Consider the following 22,632-nt stretch of genomic DNA (forward strand, 5'->3'; position numbering starts at 1 on the left):
AGGATGTAACTATGAGCAGGCATAAGCCCTAAGTTACCCGTCAGTAATGCACAATAAGTTACTGGTAGGTAGCTTCATCTCGGGAGGCAATCGGTGGACACGCTCACCCTCGTCACGATGATCATCGGCGTCATCATGACGCTCGTCGTGGCGGGTCTCGCCGTCAAGCGCGTGCTGTGGCTGACGAAGCTGATCAGGTCCGGCCAGCCGACGCTTGACGAGGGCGCCCGCAAGGACGACCTGAAGACGCGCATCACCACGCAGTTCAAGGAGGTCTTCGCCCAGACCCGACTGCTGCGCTGGTCGATCCCCGGCATCGCCCACTTCTTCACGATGTGGGGCTTCTTCGTCCTCGCCACCGTCTACCTCGAGGCCTACGGCGTCCTCTTCTACCCGAAGTTCGCCATCCCGATCGTCGGGCACTGGGAGATCCTCGGCTTCCTGCAGGACTTCTTCGCCGTCGCCGTCTTCCTCGGCATCGCGACCTTCGCCGTCATCCGCCTGAGGTCCGAACCCAAGGAGTACGGCCGGGATTCGCGCTTCTACGGCTCGCACACCGGTGGCGCGTGGCTGATCCTCTTCATGATCTTCAACGTCGTCTGGACGTACGCGATCTTCCGTGGCGCCGCCGTCGCCACCGGCAACCTGCCCTACGGCAAGGGCGCCTTCTTCTCCCACGCCATGGGCTGGCTGCTGTCACCGCTCGGCGAGCACACCAACGAGTACGTCGAGCGCGGCGCGCTGCTGCTGCACATCGGCGTCATGCTGGTCTTCCTGCTGATCGTGCTGCACTCCAAGCACCTGCACATCGGCCTGGCACCGATCAACGTCACGTTCAAGCGCCTGCCCAACGCCCTGGGCCCGCTGCTGCCGATGGAGTCCGGCGGCAAGTACATCGACTTCGAGGATCCCGACGAGGACGCGCAGTTCGGTCGAGGAAAGATAGAGGACTTCACCTGGAAGGCCTATCTGGACTTCACCACGTGTACCGAGTGCGGCCGCTGCCAGTCGCAGTGCCCGGCGTGGAACACCGGAAAGCCGTTGTCGCCCAAGCTCGTCATCATGAACCTGCGCGACCACCTGTTCGCCAAGGCGCCGTACATCCTCGGTGACCAGGAGAGCCCGCTGGAGAACACCCCCTCCGGCGGTCTCGGCGAGGACGTCAAGGGCGAGAAGAAGCACGACGAGCACGCTCACGTCCCGGAATCCGGCTTCGAACGCGTCCTGGGCTCCGGCCCCGAGCAGGCGACCCGCCCGCTGGTCGGCACCCTCGAAGAGGGCGGCGTCATCGACCCCGACGTGCTGTGGTCCTGCACCACCTGCGGCGCCTGCGTCGAGCAGTGCCCCGTCGACATCGAGCACATCGACCACATCGTCGACATGCGTCGCTACCAGGTGATGGTCGCCTCGGAGTTCCCCGCCGAACTCAGCGGCCTGTTCAAGAACCTCGAGACCAAGGGCAACCCGTGGGGCCAGAGCGCCCGCGAGCGGACCGCCTGGATCAACGAGGTCGACTTCGACGTCCCGGTCTACGGCGAGGACGTCGACTCCTTCGACGGCTTCGAGTACCTCTTCTACGTCGGCTGCGCCGGCGCCTTCGAGGACCGCGCCAAGAAGACCACCAAGGCCGTGGCCGAGTTGCTCGCCGCCGCCGACGTGAAGTTCCTGGTGCTGGGCTCCGCGGAGTCCTGCAACGGTGACTCCGCGCGCCGGTCCGGCAACGAGTTCCTGTTCCAGCAGCTCGCGCAGCAGAACGTTGCGACCATCGACGAGCTGTTCGAGGGCGTCGAGACCGTCGACCGCAAGATCGTCGTCACCTGCCCGCACTGCTTCAACACCATTGGCCGCGAGTACCAGCAGCTCGGCACCAATTACACGGTGCTGCACCACACCCAGCTGCTGAACCGCCTGGTGCGCGACAAGAAGCTCGTGCCCGTCAGCCCGGTCAGCCAGGACGTCACCTACCACGACCCGTGCTACCTGGGCCGCCACAACAAGGAATACTCCGCACCTCGCGAGCTGATCGGCGCCTCGGGTGCCACGCTCACCGAGATGCCGCGGCACGCCGACCGTGGTCTGTGCTGCGGTGCCGGTGGCGCGCGGATGTGGATGGAAGAGCACATCGGCAAGCGCGTGAACCACGAACGCGTCGAGGAAGCCCTCAACACCGACGCCACGAAGATCGCGACGGGCTGCCCCTTCTGCCGCGTCATGATGACCGACGGCGTGGGTGACCGCGCCGAGGCGATCGGCAAGCAAGAGGTCGAGGTGCTCGACGTGGCGCAGCTGCTGCTCGCCGCACTCGACAAGGACACGGTCACGCTGCCCGAGAAGGGCGCTGCGGCCAAGTGGTACGCCGAGCGTGCCGACGAGCGCAACGCCAAGGCCGCTGCGTCCGCGCCCGCCGAGATCAAGGCGTCCGAGATCGAGGACGAACCCGGTGACGTGCCGGCCGCCGAGGCGACGCCGGTGTCCGAGTCCGAAGTCGGGACGTCGGCCGACACCTCCGCACCCGCCAAGCCCGCGAAGGGCGGCATGGGCCTGGCCGGCGGCATCAAGAAGCCCGGCGCCAAGGCGTCTGCTCCCGCTGCTGCTCCTGCCGAGACCGCCGCGCCCGCAAAGGGCGGACTCGGTCTTGCCGGTGGCGTCAAGAAGCCCGGTGCCAAGAAGGCCGCTCCCGCAGCGGCATCCGCACCCGCGGAGGCATCGGCTCCCGCCGAGGCGGCCGACGCGAAGCCGGCACCCGCCAAGGGCGGACTCGGCCTCGCCGGTGGCGTGAAGAAGCCGGGCGCCAAGAAGGCCGCTCCCGCAGCGGCATCCGCACCCACGACGACGTCGGCTCCCGCGGAGACACCCGCCGAGGCGGCACCTCAAGCCCCGGCCACCGAGACCGCAGAGCCGAAGCCCGCCGCCGCCAAGGGCGGACTGGGTCTGGCCGGTGGGATCAAGAAGCCAGGCGCCAAGAAGGCCGCTCCGGCACCCGCCGCCAGCGCTGCTCCTGCTGCACCCGCCGAGGCTCCTGCCGAGGCACCCGCCGCGGCGGCGGCCCCGGAGGCACCTGCGGAGCCGAAGCCGGCTGCCGCCAAGGGCGGACTCGGCCTCGCCGGTGGCATCAAGAAGCCGGGCCAGAAGAAGGCTGCCGCTCCCGCGGCGTCGGCTCCCGCGCCTGCTTCGGCACCCGAGCCGGAGCCTGCTTCGGATGCCGCGCCGGCACCCGAGCCCGAGTCTGCGCCTAAGCCGGAGTCAGCACCCGAGCCGAAAGCCGAAGAGTCACAGCCGGAACCGGCCAAGCCGTCGGTGCCGGTGAAGGGCCTCGGGCTGGCTCCTGGCGTACGTCGCCCCGGCAAGAAGTAGTCGCGCAGGCAAATTCACTGGACCGCGATGGGACGATGAGGGACGTGGGTATTCAACAGCTTCCGTGGCACACGGGGAACCAGCCACGGCAGCGCACGTTCACGCAGTCGTCCAAGCTGCAGGATGTCCTGTACGAGATCCGCGGTCCAGTACACGAACACGCGTCACGACTGGAGGCCGAAGGGCACCGGATCCTCAAGCTGAACATCGGCAACCCGGCGCCGTTCGGCTTCGAGGCGCCGGACGTGATCATGCGCGACATGATCCAGGCGCTGCCGAACGCGCAGGGGTACTCGGACTCGAAGGGCATCGTGAGCGCCCGCCGCGCGGTGTTCACCCGCTACGAATTGGTCGACGGCTTCCCGCGTTTCGACATCGACGACGTGTTCCTCGGCAACGGTGTCTCCGAGCTGATCACGATGACGCTGCAGGCGCTGCTCGACAACGGCGACCAGGTGCTCATTCCCGCGCCCGACTATCCGCTGTGGACGGCGTCGACCTCGCTGGCCGGCGGAACCCCGGTGCACTACCTGTGCGACGAGACCCAGGGGTGGCAGCCCGACATCGCCGACCTCGAGTCGAAGATCACCGAACGCACGAAGGCGCTCGTCGTGATCAACCCGAACAACCCGACCGGCGCGGTGTACGGCCGCGAAGTCCTCGAGCAGATGGTGGAACTCGCCCGCAAGCACCAGCTCCTGCTGCTCGCCGACGAGATCTACGACAAGATCCTCTACGAGGACGCCAAGCACATCAGCCTGGCCACGCTCGCCCCCGATCTGCTGACGCTGACGTTCAACGGTCTCTCGAAGGCCTACCGGGTGGCTGGCTACCGGTCCGGGTGGCTGGTGATCACCGGACCCAAGGAGCACGCGTCGAGCTTCCTCGAGGGCATCAACCTGCTGTCGAACATGCGGCTGTGCCCGAACGTGCCCGCGCAGTACGCCATTCAGGTGGCGCTCGGCGGTCATCAGAGCATCGACGACCTGGTGTTGCCTGGCGGTCGGCTGCTCGAACAGCGCGACGTCGCCTGGAACAAGCTCAACGAGATCCCAGGGGTGTCCTGCGTGAAACCCGGGGGCGCGCTGTACGCGTTCCCTCGCCTGGACCCCGAAGTCCACGACATCCACGACGACGAGCAACTGGTCCTCGACCTCCTGCTGCAGGAGAAGATCCTGGTCGTGCAGGGCACCGGGTTCAACTGGCCCGCCCCCGACCACCTGCGCATCGTGACGCTGCCATGGGCACGCGATCTCGCCAACGCCATCGAGCGGCTCGGCAACTTCTTGGCGTCCTACCGCCAGTAGTCAACGAGCCACCGGGTCCAGGACACCCCTTTCGACCAACGTCTGCGCGCACGCTCCAGACACCCAGCTGATCTCGCGATTGAAGTTCGCCCAGCGTTCCTGGTGGCCGAAGTGGTCTCGGAGTACACCGACGTAGCCGGCCAGTGCCTCGACGTCCTCTACGGCGGCGAGATAACAGCACGTCCTCTCGTAGGCGATGAGGAGGTTGTTCGTCGTCGCATACTCCACGAGCGTTGCCGTGCAATCGAATCCTTCGATGACGGCGACCACCATTTCGAGGCCTTCTCGAAGTGCAGCTGCGAACTCCTTCATATTGGTGTCGCGGTCGAATCGGGGTTCATAGGGCAGGTCTGGCACCACCGACTCCCAGCGGCGGTCGAACAGGAAGCCAATCGGGGGCTGCGGGCATGGGCCCGGCCACACCTCGTCGACCTCGCGGGAGCCGACGCCGACGTTGACGAAGAACCCGTGCCACGAGTACACGTCGTTGTGCCAGTCGTTCTGAAACCCGATTACGTCGTAGATGGGCCCGCGGTATCTGACGAACTTCGTCCCGTGCTGGGTGAAGCCCATCGAGCCGAGGAACGGGCCGACTCCTTCCGAGAGCAGGAGGTCGAATTGCGGCCTCAGCGGTGTGTTTTCATCGTCGAGATCGCGCACTCGCGGCTCCTTTCGAGCGGCCCACGAATCTCGCGGCCCATCCCAAAGGCTATGTCGCGCACACGCCATGGTGCGGATCCATCCACAGTCACCGATTCATCCACAGGATTCGCGATCACCCGGGCATTCGAACACGTGTTCGAGTAAAGTGGGGGCATGACCGCAGCTCGCCCGTTCTTGTTCGCCGACGCGGCGCGGGATCGGGTTCGGGCGGACCTCGACGCGATCGACGCAGCGATGGATCGGCTTCGGGAGACGTCGACGGACATGGTGGGCAACGCCTTTCGCGTAGAGATCACCGAACGCCTCGAGTACCACAACCGGCTCAACCGCGGCCTGTCCTATCGCATGTTCGCCGAAATGGCCGACCCACCCGACGGCGACGACCGTCTTCCCGGCAGCCCCGGAGTGCGACTGCGCGACACACTCGCCCGTCGACTGCGCCTCGTACCCAAGGAAGTGTCTCGCCGGTTCAAGGTGGCCGCCCGCGTGAGCCCGCGTCGGTCACTCACCGGCGACACCATTCCCGCAGAACTACCCGCACTGGCCGAGGCCATCGAGGCCGGCGCCGTCGGCGAGGACCACATCGCCAAGGTGTGCGACGCCATCGACGCACTACCCCAGATCGCCGCGGCCGAGATGGCCGCCGTCGAAAGCACCCTCGTCGAGCACGCCCGCCAACAAGACTCGGCCTTCGTCGCGGAGGTCGGCAAGCGCATCGCCGACACCATCAATCCCGACGGCATCTTCAACGACCAGGACCGCGCTAGACGCCGCTGCCTGAAGCTCGGTCGACAGGGCCCCGACGGTATGAGCAAGCTCAGCGGGAACGTCGACCCCGAAACCCGTGCCCTGCTCGAAGCAACGGGGGCTGCGGTCCGCCCCGGCCACCATGTGCCCGGCACCGACGCCACCGTCGTCGACGCCGCCACCGACGGCCGCACCGACTCCCAACGCATGCATGACGCCCTGAAACTGGGACTGCGCGCCGGCCTGAAATCCGGCGCACTCGGCACCCACCGCGGCATCCCGGTCACCGTCATCGCGACCACCACGGTCGCCGACCTCGAGCAAGCCGCTCATGCGATGACCGACCCCGACGTCCCGATGCCACGGCCTGCCCGCACCGGCGGCGGTTCGATGCTGCCGATGCGCGACCTCATCCGCATGGCTGCCAACAGCATTCACTACCTGTGCGTGTTCGACGGTCACTCCGACCGGCCGCTATATCTGGCGCGCAGCACCCGCATCGCCACCGTCGACCAGCGCATCGTGTGCCACGCCCGAGATCAGGGATGCACCCGGCCCGGCTGCACCGCCGCTGGCTATTACTGCGAAGTCCACCACGCGCCGGACTGGGACCCCGACGGCCGCACCGACGCCGATTGCCTCTACTTCGCCTGCCCACGCGACCACGCTTTGGTCACGCGCGGCCATGCCACCACCACCGTGACCGATGACGGGCGTTTGGCCTGGTCGGTTGGTGGCGCCCCGCCCGAGGTCAACCCCCTCCACCGCGATTCGGACCTCCACCCGAGGCCCGACGACCGGTGACGGCTCTCGCCCTGCGCCCAACCACCACCTCTACCCTGACCGGGTGGCCCATTCGCACTCGCACTCGCTTCCATCCGGGCCGGCTCCGCTGGGACCGCTGGCGGCCAGGATCGTCGTCGGCCTGCTGATCGCGATCGGACTGACCACCATCGTCGGCGCGGCCCTGCTGTGGCCCAGCCAGCAGAAGGTCGACATCCCCCTGCCCTTCCAGAACGCGGCGGGCGGCGCCGTCACCACCGAGGCGGGCCACGTCCTCTCGAGCGGGCTGGCGGACTGCGGCAGCCCGTCTGCGGGCGCCGTGCTCACGTCCGACCCGACGATGGCCCCGCCCGGCGGCGGGCAGTGCGTCCAATCGCTCGTCGAGATCGACTCCGGCCCCAACAAGGGCGCCAACACCGTGCTCGAGTTCAGCGGCGGGCCGGGGCAGCCGCAGCTGCTCGTCGGCGACGATCTGCGGCTCAGCAGGCAGGTCGATCAGAACGGTGCGACCACCTACTCGTTCTACGACTTCGAACGGTCGTGGGCGCTCGTCGCACTGGCCGCGGTGTTCGCGGTGGTGGTCGTGGCCGTCGCCCGTTGGCGGGGACTGCGGGCGATGGTGGGCATCGTCGTGGCCTTCGCCGTGCTGGTCGTCTTCCTGCTGCCCGCGTTGCGCGACGGTGCACCCGCGGTGCCGGTGTCACTGGTCGCGTCGTCGGTCATCCTCTACGCCGTCATCTATCTCGCGCACGGCGTGAGCCTGCGCACCAGCGCCGCGCTGCTCGGAACCCTCGCCTCGCTGCTCCTCGCGGGGGTCCTGTCCTGGGGCGCAATCGAACTCGCGCATCTCACCGGCCTCTCGGAGGATCAGAACAACGAGGTGGCCGCCTATCTGGGCGGCGTATCGATCACCGGACTCCTGTTGGCCGGGTTCATCATCGGCTCGCTCGGCGTGCTGAACGACGTCACGGTCACCCAGGCGTCGACGGCCTTCGAACTCGCCGAGACGGGCGCCAACCGGCGCACCATCTTCACCGGCGCCATGCGCGTCGGCCGCGATCACATCGCCAGCACCGTCTACACCCTGGTCCTGGCATACGCGGGCAGCGCACTGCCGCTGCTGCTGTTGTTCAGCGTGGCGAACCGGTCGCTGGGCGACGTGCTGACCAGCGAGAGCGTGGCCATCGAGATCGCGCGATCGGCGGTCGGCGGCATCGCGCTGGCGCTGTCGGTGCCACTGACCACGGGCATCGCCGCGATCCTCGCTACGCCGCAGCGCGCCTGACCTCAGCGCCGCCTAGAACGGCGTGCGGGCCAACCACTCGTCCCATACGGCCTGGTCCCCGAACACCTCGAGGCCACCGTCGCTCAGGTCCCGCCGTCTGGTGATGCCGAGCAAGAGGTCGACTGCCCGACCGCGCACGGCGGCCTCACCCTTGGCGTGGTCGTGCGACCAGTTGACGCCGTCCTCGTCGTGCACGATGGTCCACTCGCCGGTCGGGCCCAGACCGTCGTCGGTGGCGTGCAGGTGCAGCGTCGTACCCCGCCGCAGCGGCGGCGCGTGCCGGTCGGCTCGGGAGGTGGCCAGGTCGATCCACTCGGACACGGCGTCGGCCGCCAACTCCGGGGACAGCCGAAAGTCCTGTCCCAGGGCCAGTTCCGCGTCGGCGCGATGCACCGTGACCTCGTGCACCCGCCGCCGGACCCACCATCCCGCCGGCTTCGACCCGACGAACGTCCACACCCTGGCACCGCCACCGACGTGGTCGACGGCGTCGAGCACCTTCTGAGCGCCGGCGTTGAGCCAGTCGATGGCACCGTCGTGATCCTCGGGCGGCTTGCCGTCGCGGACCTCGCGCGGGTCCAACGGCTCGTTGCGGCGCTCGTCGATGATCTGCGCGCACCATCGGTTGCCGCGGCCGACGTGTTTCAACAGCTGGTTGAGACTCCAGCCGGGGCAGGTCGGCACGGACACGTCGTCCCAGGACGCGGGGGCACCGCGCAACACGTCGCCGAAGGCCTGGGTCTCCTCGATCAGGGCTGCTCGAAAGTCCACCCTAGGAACGTACCGCCGCACGCGCCTGCCCAAGGCTGATCGGCAACGTCGCCCACCCCCGAAGCACGCGCGTATCGCGACGACTGCCCGCACCCGCCAGCGACGCCTCTGGGTAGCGCTCGAAGAACGTGCGCAGCCCCACTTCGCCCTCGGCTCGGGCCAGCGCCGCGCCGAGGCAGAAGTGCCTGCCCCCGGAGAACGACAGGTGCTTGCCCGCGTTCTCGCGGGTGATGTCGAAGCGGTGCGGATCGCTGAACACCTCGGGGTCCCGATTCGCGCCGGCCAGATAGAGGATGACGAGTTCGCCTTCCTTGACCGTGCGGCCCGCAACCTCGGTGTCTGTCTTGGCCAAGCGCGCGCTGAGCTGCACCGGGGATTCGAGTCGCAGGATCTCCTCCACCGCCATCGGCCAGCGATCGGGTTCGGCCAGCAGCAGCCGGAGCTGATCGGGATGCTCGAGCAGGATCCGGATGCCGTTGCCGAGCAGGTTGACCGTCGTCTCGAACCCGGCGGCCAGCACCAGTCCCGCCGTCGCCAGCAGCTCCTCGTCGTCGAGCCGTGCACCGTCGTCGCTGGCGTCGATCAGCTGGCTCATCAGGTCGTCGCCGGGATTCGCGCGCAACCGCCCGATGTGCTCGGTGAGCCAGGTGTTGAATCCGTCGAGTCCCGCTTCAACGCGCTGGTACTGCTCCCACGACAATCCGATGTCGAGGCTGGGCGCCGCGAGTTCGCCGTACTCCAGGATGCGCGGCCGGTCGTGGTCGGGCACTCCGATGATGTCGCCGATGACCGTCACCGGCAGCTGTGAGCAGTAGCGTTCGACGATGTCGACGGTGCCGCCACCATCGGCATCGATGTCGTCCATCAGCGTCGTCGCCGCCTGCTGTACCCGATCGCGAAGTGCCGCAACGGCTCTGGTGGTGAACACCGATGACACCGTCTTGCGGTAGCGGGTGTGCTCGGGCGGCTCGACGGACAGCATGGACGGTGGCAGCAGCGGGTGCAGCCTGCCCTTGACCATGGTCTTCTGTTCGACCCAGCCGAGCGGGCCGGGCAGGGTCTTGCCGATCGCCGTGACGGCGAAGTCGTCGGACCGCAGCAGCTGGTGCGCCAGTGCGTGATCGGGCGTCAGCCAGGCGGCGCGCCCGCGGACCAGCCGCCCGCGTGCGCGCAGCTCGTCGGCGAAGCCGCCGGGGTCGGCGCGCACGGTCGGATCGGCGATGAGTCGGCCCTGCGGTTCCCCGCGCCGCGCTCCGAACGACGCCAGTCCGCGGATCACCCCGTGCAGGGCGAACCAGTGCAGCCGCTGCCTCGCCGTCATGAATCGAGCCCCGTCATGAATCGAGCTTAAGTACGGGGCGGAGATCATCCAACCGATCGAACAGGTGCCACACGTAGGACGAGGAACCGTTCTCGCGGTGTGCGTGCAGGTCGGCGAGCGTGGCGTCGTTCCGGTAGCCGTCGAAGGCGTCCTTGTCATCCCACTCGACCAGGATCATCACCTGCCTGGGCGCCACGCCGTCGTCGAGGATCGACTCGCGGAACTTGCCGAGGGCCACCACGCGGCCGCCGTGGCGCGCGACCTCGGCGACCGATCGCTTGGAGTAGGCCGTGTACTCGTCTCGGTCGGCGACGTCGAACAGGTTGAGTGCGTATACCGTCACACGGCCACGGTACGACCTAGCTCCCGGCGCCACGCAGGACGAGCGGCAGAAAGATCGTGTCGACGATCTCGACGATTGCCTCATCGCTCACCGGTTGCAGAGTGAACATGACCTCGTAGCGGAACAGGTCACCAGGCAGGCGCGCGATGCGGGGTGAGACCCGACCTTCGTCGATCTCACCGCGAGCGACGGCCTTGGCGAGCGCGCGCTCCAGCAGCGATTCACCCTCCGCCTGCGTGGCCATGGCCACGTCACCCAGACTCGACCCGGTCGCCCGGTGGTACGGACCCAGGTGACCGACGAACTGAATCGCCAGGTGCACGCGCCGGTGATTGGCCCCCCGAAGGATCGCGAGGACGTCGCCGCGCAGGGTGCCGGTGTCCGGTTCGGGCACGGGGTCCGTGGCCACCATGTGTTCGATTGCGGCACGCATGAGTTCCTGCTTGTTGGGCCAGCGGCGGTAGAGCACCGCACGGCTGGTGCCGGCTCGCGCCGCGACGGCATCGATGGTGAAGGCGTCGTATCCCACGTCGTTCACCTCGGCCCATGCCGCATCCAGCAGCGCCTCTTCGAGTGCCTTGCCGCGCCGCCGTTGAGGCTCCTTCGACTCCGTAAGGGACAAAATGTCTCCTATGTGGTAGATCTAGTTCTTGGGTACAGACCGTATCTTATTTCTAGGCCAAGGAGGCAGTCATGCGGATTCTCGTGTCAGGAGGTGGTGTTGCCGGGCTGAGCGCCGGCATCGACCTCGTCGCCGGAGGGCACGATGTGACCCTCGTCGAGCGGTCGGATCACCTGCGCGTCAACGGGTCTCCGATCGACATCCGCGGTGAGTCGATCGGCGTGGCCGAGGAGATGGGCGTGCTGGGCCAGATTCGGGCGCGCCGCATCGGCATGAGTGAACGCATCGAGTTCGTCGACGCGTCCGACCGCATCCTCGCCGAGCTGGCCGCCGACGAGGTCAACGACACCGCGGGCGACGTCGAAATACCCCGCGAGGACCTCGTCACCATCCTGCGTGCGGCGCTGCCCGCGGCGACGCCTCTGATCTTCGGTGAGTCGATCGTCGAACTGCACGACGACGGTGCGGGTGTCGACGTACGCTTCTCGTCCGGGACGAGCGATCGCTTCGATCTGGTGGTGGGCGCCGACGGGATGCACTCCGCCACCCGCCGCCTCGTCTTCGGCCCGGAGCACCTATTCCTCCGGCACCTCGGCTTCTACACCGCAATCGCCGCCCTGCCCCCTCGGGCCCGCAGAGACGGCCGCAATTCGATGTTCAACCTCCCGGGCCTGATGTCCGGAATCACCGGATACCAGGACAAGGCGTTGGCGGTCTTCCTCTTTCGATCACCGTGGATCGACTACGACTACCGCGACCTCGACGCGCAGAAGAGGATCCTGACCGATGTCTTTGCCGGACAACGGGACTGGCGGGTCGGCGAGCTGCTCGAGGCCGCGCTCGCCGATGCCGAACTGTACTTCGATTCGGTCAGCCAGATCGACATGGACGCGTGGCACCGCGGCAGGGCCGTCCTCGTCGGCGACGCCGCGTACTGCGCTTCCCCGCTCTCGGGACGGGGCACCAGTCTGGCGCTGACCGGGGCCTGGTTCCTGGCCGAGGCGCTGCGCGAGCACCCCGACGACGTCGAGCGCGCCTTCGCCCAGTACGAACGGTTGCAACGGCCGCACGTACTGCGGGCGCAAGCCACGGCCGCACCCGGTGGCGACCTCCTCGCGCCGCCGACGCCGGAGGCCATCGACGCCCGCAACGAGCGCCTCCGGACGGCGTCGCGCTAGTGCGCCTCGACTTCGGCGATCCGCCGCCCGAGCGCGTGCACCCGCCAACCCGCGGCCTGCCACTTCGCGACGTCCAGGCAGTTGCGGCCGTCGACGACCACCTTCGCGCGCACCGTGGCCGCCAGCTCCTGCGGATCGAGGTCGACGAACTCCTGCCACTCGGTGAGGACCAGGACCGCGTCGGCGCGCTCGCAAGCCTCGAGCGCCGAGGTCGAGTAGTTCAGCGTCGGGAACACCCGCCGGGAGTTGTCCATCGCCTGCGGGTCGTACACGTTGACGGTCGCGCCGTTGAGCTGCAGCAGGCCCGCCACGTTGAGGGCGGGTGAGTCGCGGACGTCGTCGGACTCGGGCTTGAACGCCGCTCCCAGCACGCCGACGTTGGCGCCGAGCAGCGATCCCCCGCACGCCTTCGTGGTGAGTTCGACCATGCGGGTGCGGCGGCGCATGTTGATGCCGTCCACCTCGCGCAGGAAGGTCAGGGCGTGGTTGGCGCCCAGTTCGCCGGCCCGGGCCATGAACGCCCGGATGTCCTTCGGTAGGCAGCCCCCGCCAAATCCCAGTCCGGCGTTGAGAAATCGGCGCCCGATGCGGGGGTCGTACCCCAGCGCATCGGCCAGCAGCGTGACGTCGGCGTCCACGGCCTCGCACACCTCGGAGATCGCGTTGATGAACGAGATCTTGGTGGCGAGGAACGCATTGGCCGAGACCTTCACCAGTTCCGCGGTCTGCAGGTCGGTGACCAGGAACGGCACCTCGTCGGCCAGGATAGGCGCGTACAGCTCGCGCAGCAGTTTCTCGGCGCGGTGCGAATCTGGTTGTACGCCAAAGACGATGCGGTCGGGGTGCAGTGTGTCGTGCACGGCGTATCCCTCGCGGAGGAACTCCGGGTTCCATGCGATCTCGACGTCGACGCCCTCGGGCGCGATCGCGCGGGCACGCACCGTCAGGTCGGCGGCCGTCCCGACCGGCACGGTCGACTTGCCGACGATCACCGACGAGCGGCGCAGTCGCGGGACCAGCGTATCGATGACCGCGTGGACGTGCCGCAGGTCGGCGCCGTACTCACCCTTCTTCTGCGGCGTGCCGACACCGAGGAAGTGCACGTCGGCGAACTCGACCGCGGCGTCGTAGTCGGTGGTGAACCGAAGCCGGCCCGCCTCGAGGTTCTCCCGCAGCATCTTGCGCAGCCCGGGTTCGTAGAACGGGATGTCGCCGGACGCGAGCTTTGCGATCTTGCCGGGGTCGACGTCGACGCCGATCACCTCGTGACCGAGTTCGGCCATGCCGGCGGCGTGTGTCGCGCCGAGGTAGCCCGTGCCGAACACTGTGCATCGCATGCACCTTGGATATGCCAGCGCCGTGAGCTAGCCGCTACGCGACACTGATCGGCAGACCAACGTTCGGTGACGAATGGAGGTGGACTCCCCGGTGGGAGCGGCCTACGAGCAGAAGATCAGGAAGCAGTTCGCCCCGGGCGCCTGCGATCCGCCGGAGCCCTCCGACGAACCACGGCCCGAACCGTTGTCGTTGCCATTTCGGTTGTTGTTGCCGTTGTCCTGCGACGGCCACTCGAACTCCGGCTCGTCGCGCGACGGTCGCTGCGGCTGCCAGGGCGGCTGCCACACCGGCGGCTCGGGATCCTGGGTCTGCTGCGGCGGCTGCCACGGGGGCTGCCACGGCGGGCGCTGCGGCTGATAGTCGTCGTAGTCCCGCGGCGGACGCTGCGGCCACTGCTGCTGCCACGGCGGCTGCCAGATCGGGCGCTGCTGCACGGGCGGCTGCCACACCGGCGGCTGCCAGACGGGCGGCACCGCGACCGGCGGAACCACCGGCGCGACGACGGGCGGCGCGGGCGGGGGTGCTGCGGGTGCGGGTGGCGGTGCGGCAGGCGCAGGTGCCGGGGCCTGTGGCGGTTCGACGAACACCGTGCGCGGGGGCGCGGCCGGTGCCTGCTGCACCACGGGGACCGGCGCCTTGATCGTCTCGGCAGGCGGCGGCGCAGGCGCAGCTGGCTTGGCCGCCTCCGGCGCGGGCGGCGGTGCCGCGGGCGGCACGACGCTGGGGATAATCGCGGCCTGGCCCGGGCTGGGCCGCTGATCGGCGGTCGGCCTGATGCTTACGGCCAGCGAGATCACCAGGGCGACGACGCCGAGCACGAAGATCGACGTCAGCGCACTGCCGACGAGCAGGAACGGCTTGCGGCCCTCCTCGACGCGGGGGGCGTCGACCTCGAGGTCGTCGTAGGCGGGATCGACGTCGGAGTAGGCCTGGTACGGGGACGCGGCGGCGACGGCGGCAACCCCGCCGACCGGGGCCATCTGCGTGCTGGCGTTCGCCAGTCCGACGGACTCGTTGCCTGCAGTGGCGCCGTCGGGGTCCAGCGCGTAGGCCAGACCGGCGGTGGTGGCGTCGAAGGCGGGCGCGTTGGCGGCCGCGAGTGCGGCGCCGCGCGCGAGGGCGAGACCCGATTCATCGGGCGCGTTGACGGGGATGGAGACGAGATCGGCCAGGTGCGCCTTGACCGACGCGATGTCGACCCCGGCGCCCACGACGAACATGCCCTGGGGCGACGTGTCCTGGCGCTCCACCGCGGCGACCATTTCGGCGAGCACAGCGAGTGCGTCGGTGCTGTGCAGGCTGCGGCTGAGGACCTTGACGATCGAGCCGTCGTCGCTGCGCACCACCGACAGCGTCGCGGTGTCGCGGTCGATGAACAGCAGGCCGGTGCTCTCGTACCCGACGGCGCGACCAGCGGCTTGCGCGAGTGCGCCCGCGGCGTGCAGTTCGGACACCAGCATCACGTCGGTGATGCCGCGCGCGGTCAGCCCGTCGCGCAGTGCGGCGGCCTCGGTGCGGTCACTCCAGGTGACGCCGATCGCCTTCAGTACATGGCCGCCCTCGGTCGCGCTCTCCTGGGTTCCGAGCACCGCGGAGACCAATTCATCGGTCACGTTCGCGGTTGCTGAGCCCTCGCCACCCGACACGTCGAACGTGTCGTGGTCGACGATGGCACCGTCACCCTTTTCGCCTTCGACCAGCACCATGCGGACCGTCTTAGGTGTCAACGACACACCCAGTACGATGTCCACTGACTCCTCCAAAGTGTTTGCTGCGCTTCGTGAGTCGCCCTGACGACCCCTCACCGGCGAGCCGCCGACTAGATGTTTCATCGCCGCGACCAGCAGCGTCGTTACACACGACACCGTTAGCTGCGCACCCGTCGACGACCCGCATTCGAGGCTACTCGGATGGAGCGTCGAGCGGCACCTCAGTTCTCGTCGGCAGCTTCCCGCCGAGGGGCGCCCAAGTCACCCAGCGTGCCGGGTCGACGCGACGGCAGGTGGCCGTGCACACCCTCGGCGTAGGCCGTCTCCGCGTGCTGGGTGAAGTCGACGCCGGTGGTCTCGTCGTCGGCGCTGACACGGAAGCCGATGAGACGGTCGATCAGCTTCGCGAGGCCGTAGGAGACTCCGAACGCGTACGCCGCGACCACCACTGCTCCCAGCGCCTGCTTGCCGAGCTGAGTGACCCCTCCGCCGTAGAGCAGCCCCTCGGGTCCGCCGGTCATCACCGACGTGGCGAGCAAGCCGATCAGCAGCACACCGACCACGCCGCCGACGAAGTGCACGCCGACGACGTCGAGCGAGTCGTCGTAGCCGAAGCGGAACTTCAGCCCGATCGCGAACGAGCAGACGATGCCGGCGAGGAGGCCGACGACGACGGCGCCGAGAGTGTTGACCGTTCCGCACGACGGGGTGATCGCGACGAGCCCGGCCACCACGCCGGACGCGGCGCCGAACGTCGTCGGTCGCCCGTCGCGGACCTGCTCGACGCCCAGCCAGCCGAGCATGCCGAGGCATCCGGCTACGAGGGTGTTGAGGAAGATCGCCGACGCGGTGCCGTTGGCGGCGAGCGCCGAGCCCGCGTTGAAGCCGAACCAACCGAACCACAGCAACCCGACGCCCAGCAGCACGAACGGCAGGTTGTGCGGTCGCATCGCGTCCTTCTTGAACCCGATGCGCGGCCCGAGGACCAGGGCTAGCGCCAATGCCGATGCACCCGAGACGATTTCGACGACCAGCCCGCCGGCGTAGTCGAGTGCGCCGAGCTTGAACAGCCAGCCGCCCGGCGCCCAGACCCAGTGCGCGACGACGGCGTAGACGGCGACCGTCCAGATCGGCACGAACAACACCCACGCGGCGAACTTGGCGCGGTCGGCGATCGCACCGGAGATGAGCGCCGCGGTGATGATCGCGAAGGTCAGCTGGAACGTCGCGAACAGCAGCTCCGGCACGCTGCCGTGCAGGTCGTCGGGGGCGATCCCGGCCAGGCCCATGTGCTCGAGCGTGCCGATCAATCCGCCGGCTCCGTCGCCGGTGAAGGCCAGGGTGTAGCCGAACAGCAGCCACGCGACCGTCACCAGGGGGATCGAGATGAAGCTCATCATGATCATGTTCAGCACGCCGGTGGTGCGCACCATGCCGCCGTAGAAGATCGCCAGGCCGGGCGTCATTAACAGGACCATGGCGGTGGCGACCAGCAACCATGCCGTCGCTGCGGGATCGAGTTCTTGCATTCGGCGAGAATGTCGCCCGCGGGTTTCGACGGCGCGGCGAATGTGTTTCCGGCGTGTTACCGCAGGTTCACCCGCGAGTATGGGCCTTACGTACGCAAACGGGGCGCTTCACGTGCACGAGGCCCAGACTCGTCGGGTCGGTCAGTGCTTGACGAAGTTCAGGTAGGACTTCGACGGCGTCGGCCCGCGCTGGCCCTGATACTTCGACCCGACCTTCGAGCTGCCGTACGGGTGCTCGGCGGGGCTGGACAGGCGCAGCAGGCACAGCTGGCCGATCTTCATGCCCGGCCAGAGCGTGATCGGCAGGTTGGCGACGTTCGACAGCTCGAGGGTGATGTGGCCGCTGAACCCCGGGTCGATGAACCCCGCCGTCGAGTGAGTGAGCAGGCCGAGACGCCCCAGCGACGACTTGCCCTCGAGGCGGCCCGCGAGATCGTCGGGCAGCGTGCACCGTTCGAGCGTGGATCCCAGGACGAACTCCCCCGGGTGCAGCACGAACGGTTCGTCTTCCTTGGGCTCGACGAGCGTGGTGAGGTCGTCCTGGCGCAGCGCCGGGTCGATGTGGGTGTAGCGCGTGTTGTTGAAGACGCGGAACAGGTTGTCCAACCGGACGTCGACGCTGGAGGGCTGGATCATGCCGTCGTCGAACGGGTCGATGCCCAGCCGGCCGGCGGTGATCTCGGCGCGGATGTCGCGATCGGAGAGCAGCACGCGACGAAGCCTAACCCTGTCAGTATGCGCCGCGTCCGCGCAGCACCACCGCCACGGTGCGGCCGATGATGACCAGGTCTTGGGCCATCGACCAGTTCTCGACGTAGGACAGATCGAACCGGGTCGCGTCCTCCGCAGGGACGTCGGATCGACCGCTCACCTGCCACAGGCCCGTCAGACCCGGGCGGACCAGCAGCCGACGCCGGACCAGGTCGTCGTAGGTCGTGACCTCTTCCGGGGACTGCGGGCGCGGACCGACGACGCTCATGTCGCCAGCGAGCACGTTCAGGAACTGCGGTAGCTCGTCGATGCTGAACTTCCGCAGGATTCGCCCGACCCGGGTGACGCGCGGGTCGTCCTTGACCTTGAAGTACAGCCCATCGTGCCCGGCCGCCGCCAGCATGCCGGGCAGCTGCGCGTCGGCGCCGACGACCATGCTGCGGAACTTGAGCATGCCGAAGACGTTGCCGCCCATGCCGACTCGCTCAGCCACGTAGAAGGCCGGACCGCGGCTGGTGACCTTGATCAAGACAAAGGCAATCGCCAGCAGCGGGGCGGCGCACAGCAGCGCCGTGGCCGCGAAGGCGACGTCGAAGACGCGCTTTCCCCACGCGTTGGCCTGGTCGTACTGCGGCTCGTCGATGAGCAGCATGGCCATTCCCGCGACCGGCTGACTCCTGATTCGTTCTGCCGCGACGTCCATGAGTCCCGCGGCGACGATGAGGTCGATGCCAAAGGCCTCCAGGTCCCATATGAGCCGTCGAATCGCCAACGGGTTCAGGTGGTCAGTGGGCGAGAGTGCCACCGTGTCGGCCCCACTGGCCTGTACCGCGTCGAGGACGGCGCGGTCGGTGCCGACGAACGGTACGTGACGAGAGCCGACCAGCGTTGCGTCCACAGACGGAGCCGTGGGCGTGCAGAGGCCGACGACTTCGTAGCCGAGCCGGGCATCGAGGACGAACTTGTTGGCGATGTCGATGGCGGCCGATTCACGCCCAACGACCAGCAATGACGTCTGATAGCGACCCTTGACCCGTTGCCGGGCGGCATACGAGCGCCACATTCCGCGGTTGGCGAGCAGGCCGAGCAAGCCGACGGGCAGCGCGATCGCGATGTAGCCGTTGGCCGGGTCGATGTTGAAGACCAGGGAAAGGAAGGCGACCAGGCTGAACAGCACCAGCGCCGACGAGACGACCCGGCGGTACTCCTCCGTGCCGTGACCGAGAATGCGGCGCGAGCGACTGCCGACGACCGCAAGCAGTGTCAACCAAAGTCCCGCGAGCACGACACCGACGACGGAGTAGTCGATGCCGGAAAGAGCGGACCAGGCGAGTTCGCGGGCGCTGCCAAATAGGCCGAACCGAATCCCGTCGGCGGTCGCAAATGCGGCACCGAGCACGACGACGTCGCTTACGCGCAGGTTGCGCACATACTCGGCCTGCCACTGCTCGCGACGGGAACGGTAGGACCGGCCCACGTCGGGGCCTGCGTCGGACCCGTCGGGCGTCTCGAGCACCAAGCGTCACCCATTCGTCGAATTACTTGCCGACGCAATGGTGCGGTGCCGGGCGCCATTCGGCAGCCGAACGGAGGAAGCCGCTACGTCGGCCTTGTCGCAGCGGCGCGCTCGAGGTCGAGGAGTTGCTCTCCGCGCCGTTCGGCTTCGTAGGCCGCGCGCCCGCCACGGAGGCCGAACAATCGCTTCGACACCAGCAGGTAGACCACGGCGGCGACGTTGACGGCAAAGGTCAGGACGCGGGTGATCGTGACGCCATTGGCTAGGTCGTAGACCTCCAGCGGCAGGAACACCGAAGTGGCGACGACGGCGAAGTACTCGCCCCACCGCTTGAGTAGCCACAGCCCGGCCGCCTCGATCAACTCGAGAACGGCGTACGCGCCGAGCGCGGCGACCAGCAGCGCGAGCGTCGAAGGTGGTGCAGCAAGCGCTTTCTCGACGGTGTGGACGAGGCTCATCTCGTCGACACGGAAGCCGGACTGTCGTAGCAGCGGCAGATCACGGTCGAATACCGCCTGCAGCGACAGCTGCTCGTCGCGGAACTTCCAGACGCCCCACGCGGCCAGTGCGAGCAGCAGTGCGCGGATGAGGCGCTCGACCGCCAGCACCCGGACGATCACCACCTGCCGTAGCGCCTTGCCGCGCAAAATCTTCGGCGCCGCGCTCGTCGGGCCCGTGGCGAGGGCCGGCCCGAGTGCGAAGTCGCCGCAGCGCAGGCACCGCCACGCCTCGCCGACGCCGGTCGTGCCGTGCAGCCTGTCCGAGAGCGTCGGGTCGTCGGGTGCGAACGTGGCGTGGCCCGCGAACGCGCAGAAGAGCAGCTCCCAGCGTCGGGTGCTGCGAGGTGTCGACACCGAGGTTCATCCTTCCCGACGCGACAGCAGCGTCCGACCGGGCGACTGTATGCTCACTGCAGGATGGAGCGCCACGGACGTCCCAAGCCGATGTAGTTCAATGGCAGAACATCAGCTTCCCAAGCTGAATACGCGGGTTCGATTCCCGTCATCGGCTCCACATCTTCCAGGGCGTTCGTCCGTTTGACCTCGGCGCGATCGGCTCGCGGTCCCGTATCGGTCCCGTAGACCGAAGGGCAGCGCCTGCCACCGTGGCGATAGCTATGAATGGCCTGGCATACTCGCCATGCCGCGACGCCGCCTCTCCGACGCCGCGCGGATGGGGGTTTACCAGATGGCAGACGACGGCCTACCGCTTCGTGATCGTGGGCTTAACGCAGAAGAGATGACGGCGCTGAGACTCATCCTCAGCACCTACAGAGACGGCAGCGGCCAGGTTGTGCTGAAGAGCACCGGGGAAACCATGCCGGGCTTTCGCGACTTCGAGCGCGCGCTGGCTGCCGTTACCAACGGCGTCACAACGGAGAACAAGGGCATTTTCGACGTAATCGTCCCGGCGTCGCCGCTGCCGTACGGGCTGTCCGCCAAGATGTCGAAGATCCAGCCGGAACGCAATAAGTGCAGCTTCATGGAGCTTGCCAATTCGGCAGCAAAATTTCGGCAGAACCTACTCGATAAGCAGATCAATTGGGTAACAGAACCGATGTTGGCCGGCCCCGAAATCGTGGACCAGGTGACCGGCTGGCACCTCGCCGAGTCAGAAGGCATCGACGTACCGCAAAGCAAATACGTCATTCTCGCGCATAACAATCCTTGGACGCAGTTCCAGCTGATTTCCTTCCCACTGACCCTCAAAGTGGCGAATCCCAAGGGCGAGGTCGAATGGCTCATTGAAGGCGCGTCGCTCAACGGCTACATCGACGACAATGGCCGACGCCATCGCTTATGGCAGTGCTATATGAACTCGGGCGGCCAGCTGAAGTACTACCCACCACTTCACTGGGCGGATTGGATGTCAGCGGCTTTCACCTTGGAGAAGCCGCCTGTCGGATCTCCCTCCCAGCGCGCTCAGGAGTACTTCCCAGAGCTCTGGCCCGAAGGCTTCGGCGATACTTAGGCGGGTTTCACCCACAAAACTTCTGTGCGTGCGGCACCCTTCTCGACTTTGGGCGGCTTCAATTCGTAAGTAGTCCAATCGGACAGCATCCCAGCGTAAAGGTCTGTCGCGTAGGCACTTAGGACTACCGGCCCCGGGTGCGCGCGAAGAGTGTCGAGCAACTCAACGTGCTCGTCGTCCGTCATCTCGAACCCATACATCGTCTGCGTCCGCGAGCTATGGACGTAAGGCGGGTCCGCGTAGATCAGGCAGTCTGCGCCCGCGTGCCGTTTGATGACTTCGATTGCTGGGCGGTGATCAATCTCCGCGTCGCTGAGCCGCCAGGCAAGTACTCGTAGTTGGTCTGGGACCTTCTGCCAGCGGTGGCTCATCCCGCCTGCCCGCTGTTTGACTCCGCGACTCTTCCAACCGGTTTTCTTCGCGAGGTCGCTCGCATGCGCTTGCCAGCACCGCACCACGAATCGTCGCGCGTCCTCCACCGGGTCGCCGGTCGGAACGTCCGAGTCGACGTATTCATCACGTGACCACGGTGTTGCTTCCAGTGCCCAGCAGAGATCTTCAGTATGGTCGCGAAGCGCGCGGAACAAATTGACGACTGAGCCATTCGTGTCGTTGATGACCTCGTGCGGTGATGGGTCCTTCGAGAAGAACACCGCACCACTCCCGAAGAACGGCTCAACGTAGTGGTAGTGCGGTCCAAAGTGCTGAATGATCGCGCCCGCAAGCGACCACTTCGATCCCGGATATCGCAATACTGCCGGTGAGGGCCGCGCAGGCGCGGCCTTCACTTCGATAAGCGAGAGCGTCTCTGCAATAGCCCCGTTTACTCCGACCTTCGCCACCGATGCCGATCCTCTCGTTGGTCTGCCACGCCGACTCGCTGGCACCACGTGCTAGGAACCTACCGCTGCCGATAGGCCGCGCGCTGTGTACGACTCGCCGTTTCCGGCAGAGTTAGTTGCAGTCAGAGTACTCGAACATGTGTTCGAATTCAACCCTGGCGCAGCTACGACTGAGACGTCCCAATCGCACGCTCGTCGACGCTGCGTGACCGAAGGCGTTCGGCGATCATCTCGGCTGGCTCGTCGGGAACCGGCGCGAAGCCGCGCTGGAACTTGTCCAAGGTGAAATCGGTCTCGTGCTGGTGGCTCCGAACGAACCCGATGAACAGAGGCTGTTTGACCTCTAGATCGAAGCGGATGGGGATGAGGTAAGACCACCGTGCGAGGCCGCCCGCCCACGGAATTTCACTGCTTCGCTTAGCAACCCGAGCTTCACCCGTCACCGTGCCGATCCCTGCGTAGCCACGGCCGCCCAGCCAGAAGAGAAGGTGGTCCCCTTCCTTTGCAGTAAATCCCAACTTCGACTTCCCAGGAATGCCCCACAACTCGGTCGACTTGCAGAGGTCCCAGTTCTCGGGTTCACCCTTGGAGATCGTGCAGACAAACCAGGTCATGCCGACAGACCCTACGCCCGCGACCTCG

General features: G+C 67.4%; 19 protein-coding genes and 1 tRNA gene. 7 read left to right on the top strand and 13 right to left on the bottom strand.

The features are described 5' to 3' along the window. The first annotated feature begins 93 nt into the window (after positions 1–93). Positions 94–3,354, top strand: coding sequence for a heterodisulfide reductase-related iron-sulfur binding cluster (locus G6N61_RS16165; protein ID WP_163919426.1), 3,261 nt, complete (start codon positions 94–96; stop codon positions 3,352–3,354). A 17-nt stretch (positions 3,355–3,371) separates the two neighbouring features. Further along, on the top strand, positions 3,372–4,661 hold the full coding sequence (locus G6N61_RS16170; RefSeq protein ID WP_163924874.1) for a pyridoxal phosphate-dependent aminotransferase: 1,290 nt from the start codon (positions 3,372–3,374) through the stop codon (positions 4,659–4,661). On the opposite strand, the gene G6N61_RS16175 is transcribed toward G6N61_RS16170, so the two are convergent. Next, positions 4,662–5,321 (bottom strand): DUF4304 domain-containing protein, encoded by a 660-nt coding sequence (locus G6N61_RS16175; protein ID WP_163919427.1) that lies wholly within the window; start codon positions 5,319–5,321, stop codon positions 4,662–4,664. It abuts the gene before it with no gap. Between the two features lie 156 nt (positions 5,322–5,477). Here G6N61_RS16175 and G6N61_RS16180 point away from each other — a divergent pair, with 156 nt between their 5' ends. Both G6N61_RS16180 and G6N61_RS16185 read left to right on the top strand, forming a co-directional pair. Then, positions 5,478–6,875 carry an HNH endonuclease signature motif containing protein gene (locus G6N61_RS16180; protein ID WP_163919428.1) on the top strand — a complete coding sequence of 466 codons (1,398 nt, stop codon included), beginning with the start codon at positions 5,478–5,480 and terminating at the stop codon, positions 6,873–6,875. A 43-nt stretch (positions 6,876–6,918) separates the two neighbouring features. Further along, positions 6,919–8,139: a YibE/F family protein gene (locus tag G6N61_RS16185; protein ID WP_163919429.1), complete on the top strand. Its 1,221-nt coding sequence runs from the start codon at positions 6,919–6,921 to the stop codon at positions 8,137–8,139. 12 nt (positions 8,140–8,151) lie between these two features. Here the strand turns inward: G6N61_RS16185 and G6N61_RS16190 are convergent, their stop codons facing one another. Genes G6N61_RS16190 through G6N61_RS16205 form a run of 4 tightly spaced genes read right to left on the bottom strand, consistent with a single transcriptional unit; the run spans position 8,152 to position 11,196 of the window. After that, positions 8,152–8,910 (bottom strand): maleylpyruvate isomerase family mycothiol-dependent enzyme, encoded by a 759-nt coding sequence (locus G6N61_RS16190; RefSeq protein ID WP_163919430.1) that lies wholly within the window; start codon positions 8,908–8,910, stop codon positions 8,152–8,154. 1 nt (position 8,911) lies between these two features. Continuing rightward, entirely contained in the window at positions 8,912–10,231 is a 1,320-nt protein-coding gene (locus G6N61_RS16195) for a cytochrome P450 (RefSeq protein ID WP_163919431.1), read from the bottom strand. Positions 10,232–10,244: 13 nt separating this feature from the next. Next, entirely contained in the window at positions 10,245–10,574 is a 330-nt protein-coding gene (locus G6N61_RS16200) for a DUF1330 domain-containing protein (RefSeq protein ID WP_179973467.1), read from the bottom strand. 16 nt (positions 10,575–10,590) lie between these two features. Next, positions 10,591–11,196, bottom strand: a complete 606-nt coding sequence (locus tag G6N61_RS16205; RefSeq protein WP_163919433.1) for a TetR/AcrR family transcriptional regulator — start codon at positions 11,194–11,196, stop codon at positions 10,591–10,593. A gap of 71 nt (positions 11,197–11,267) precedes the next feature. On the opposite strand from G6N61_RS16205, the gene G6N61_RS16210 reads away from it, so the two are divergent. Next, positions 11,268–12,374 (top strand): FAD-dependent monooxygenase, encoded by a 1,107-nt coding sequence (locus tag G6N61_RS16210; protein WP_163919434.1) that lies wholly within the window; start codon positions 11,268–11,270, stop codon positions 12,372–12,374. Here G6N61_RS16210 and G6N61_RS16215 read toward each other — a convergent pair. The 6 genes from G6N61_RS16215 to G6N61_RS16240 all read right to left on the bottom strand — a co-directional run bounded on the left by G6N61_RS16215 (position 12,371) and on the right by G6N61_RS16240 (position 20,031). Further along, entirely contained in the window at positions 12,371–13,711 is a 1,341-nt protein-coding gene (locus tag G6N61_RS16215; protein ID WP_163919435.1) for a UDP-glucose dehydrogenase family protein, read from the bottom strand. The genes G6N61_RS16210 and G6N61_RS16215 overlap by 4 nt on opposite strands. 102 nt (positions 13,712–13,813) lie before the next feature. Then, positions 13,814–15,463: a DUF7159 family protein gene (locus tag G6N61_RS16220; protein ID WP_163919436.1), complete on the bottom strand. Its 1,650-nt coding sequence runs from the start codon at positions 15,461–15,463 to the stop codon at positions 13,814–13,816. Positions 15,464–15,642: 179 nt separating this feature from the next. Beyond that, complete coding sequence (locus G6N61_RS16225; RefSeq protein ID WP_163919437.1) at positions 15,643–16,950, bottom strand: ammonium transporter; 1,308 nt, start codon at positions 16,948–16,950, stop codon at positions 15,643–15,645. Between the two features lie 141 nt (positions 16,951–17,091). Continuing rightward, positions 17,092–17,661 (bottom strand): dCTP deaminase, encoded by a 570-nt coding sequence (dcd, locus tag G6N61_RS16230; RefSeq protein WP_163919438.1) that lies wholly within the window; start codon positions 17,659–17,661, stop codon positions 17,092–17,094. Between the two features lie 19 nt (positions 17,662–17,680). Beyond that, complete coding sequence (locus G6N61_RS16235) at positions 17,681–19,177, bottom strand: sugar transferase (protein ID WP_235887139.1); 1,497 nt, start codon at positions 19,175–19,177, stop codon at positions 17,681–17,683. A gap of 83 nt (positions 19,178–19,260) precedes the next feature. Next, positions 19,261–20,031, bottom strand: a complete 771-nt coding sequence (locus G6N61_RS16240; protein ID WP_163919439.1) for a DUF2127 domain-containing protein — start codon at positions 20,029–20,031, stop codon at positions 19,261–19,263. An 86-nt stretch (positions 20,032–20,117) separates the two neighbouring features. Here G6N61_RS16240 and G6N61_RS16245 point away from each other — a divergent pair. Further along, positions 20,118–20,191 (top strand) — tRNA-Gly (locus tag G6N61_RS16245). A 174-nt stretch (positions 20,192–20,365) separates the two neighbouring features. Beyond that, positions 20,366–21,148 carry a hypothetical protein gene (locus tag G6N61_RS16250; protein ID WP_163919440.1) on the top strand — a complete coding sequence of 261 codons (783 nt, stop codon included), beginning with the start codon at positions 20,366–20,368 and terminating at the stop codon, positions 21,146–21,148. On the opposite strand, the gene G6N61_RS16255 is transcribed toward G6N61_RS16250, so the two are convergent. Continuing rightward, complete coding sequence (locus G6N61_RS16255; RefSeq protein ID WP_163919441.1) at positions 21,145–21,990, bottom strand: DNA adenine methylase; 846 nt, start codon at positions 21,988–21,990, stop codon at positions 21,145–21,147. The genes G6N61_RS16250 and G6N61_RS16255 overlap by 4 nt on opposite strands. Positions 21,991–22,154: 164 nt before the next feature. Next, complete coding sequence (locus G6N61_RS16260) at positions 22,155–22,604, bottom strand: EVE domain-containing protein (protein ID WP_163919442.1); 450 nt, start codon at positions 22,602–22,604, stop codon at positions 22,155–22,157. Positions 22,605–22,632 lie beyond the last annotated feature (28 nt).

Source organism: Mycolicibacterium arabiense, assembly GCF_010731815.2.
Lineage (GTDB): Bacteria > Actinomycetota > Actinomycetes > Mycobacteriales > Mycobacteriaceae > Mycobacterium > Mycobacterium arabiense.

Coding starts and splice junctions, on each gene's coding strand:
- G6N61_RS16180 (WP_163919428.1), top strand. CDS start 5,478: ATGACCGCAGCTCGCCCGTTCTTGTTCGCCGACGCGGCGCGGGATCGG.
- G6N61_RS16195 (WP_163919431.1), bottom strand. CDS start 10,231: ATGACGGCGAGGCAGCGGCTGCACTGGTTCGCCCTGCACGGGGTGATC.
- G6N61_RS16210 (WP_163919434.1), top strand. CDS start 11,268: ATGCGGATTCTCGTGTCAGGAGGTGGTGTTGCCGGGCTGAGCGCCGGC.
- G6N61_RS16215 (WP_163919435.1), bottom strand. CDS start 13,711: ATGCGATGCACAGTGTTCGGCACGGGCTACCTCGGCGCGACACACGCC.
- G6N61_RS16225 (WP_163919437.1), bottom strand. CDS start 16,950: ATGCAAGAACTCGATCCCGCAGCGACGGCATGGTTGCTGGTCGCCACC.
- G6N61_RS16250 (WP_163919440.1), top strand. CDS start 20,366: ATGGCAGACGACGGCCTACCGCTTCGTGATCGTGGGCTTAACGCAGAA.
- G6N61_RS16260 (WP_163919442.1), bottom strand. CDS start 22,604: ATGACCTGGTTTGTCTGCACGATCTCCAAGGGTGAACCCGAGAACTGG.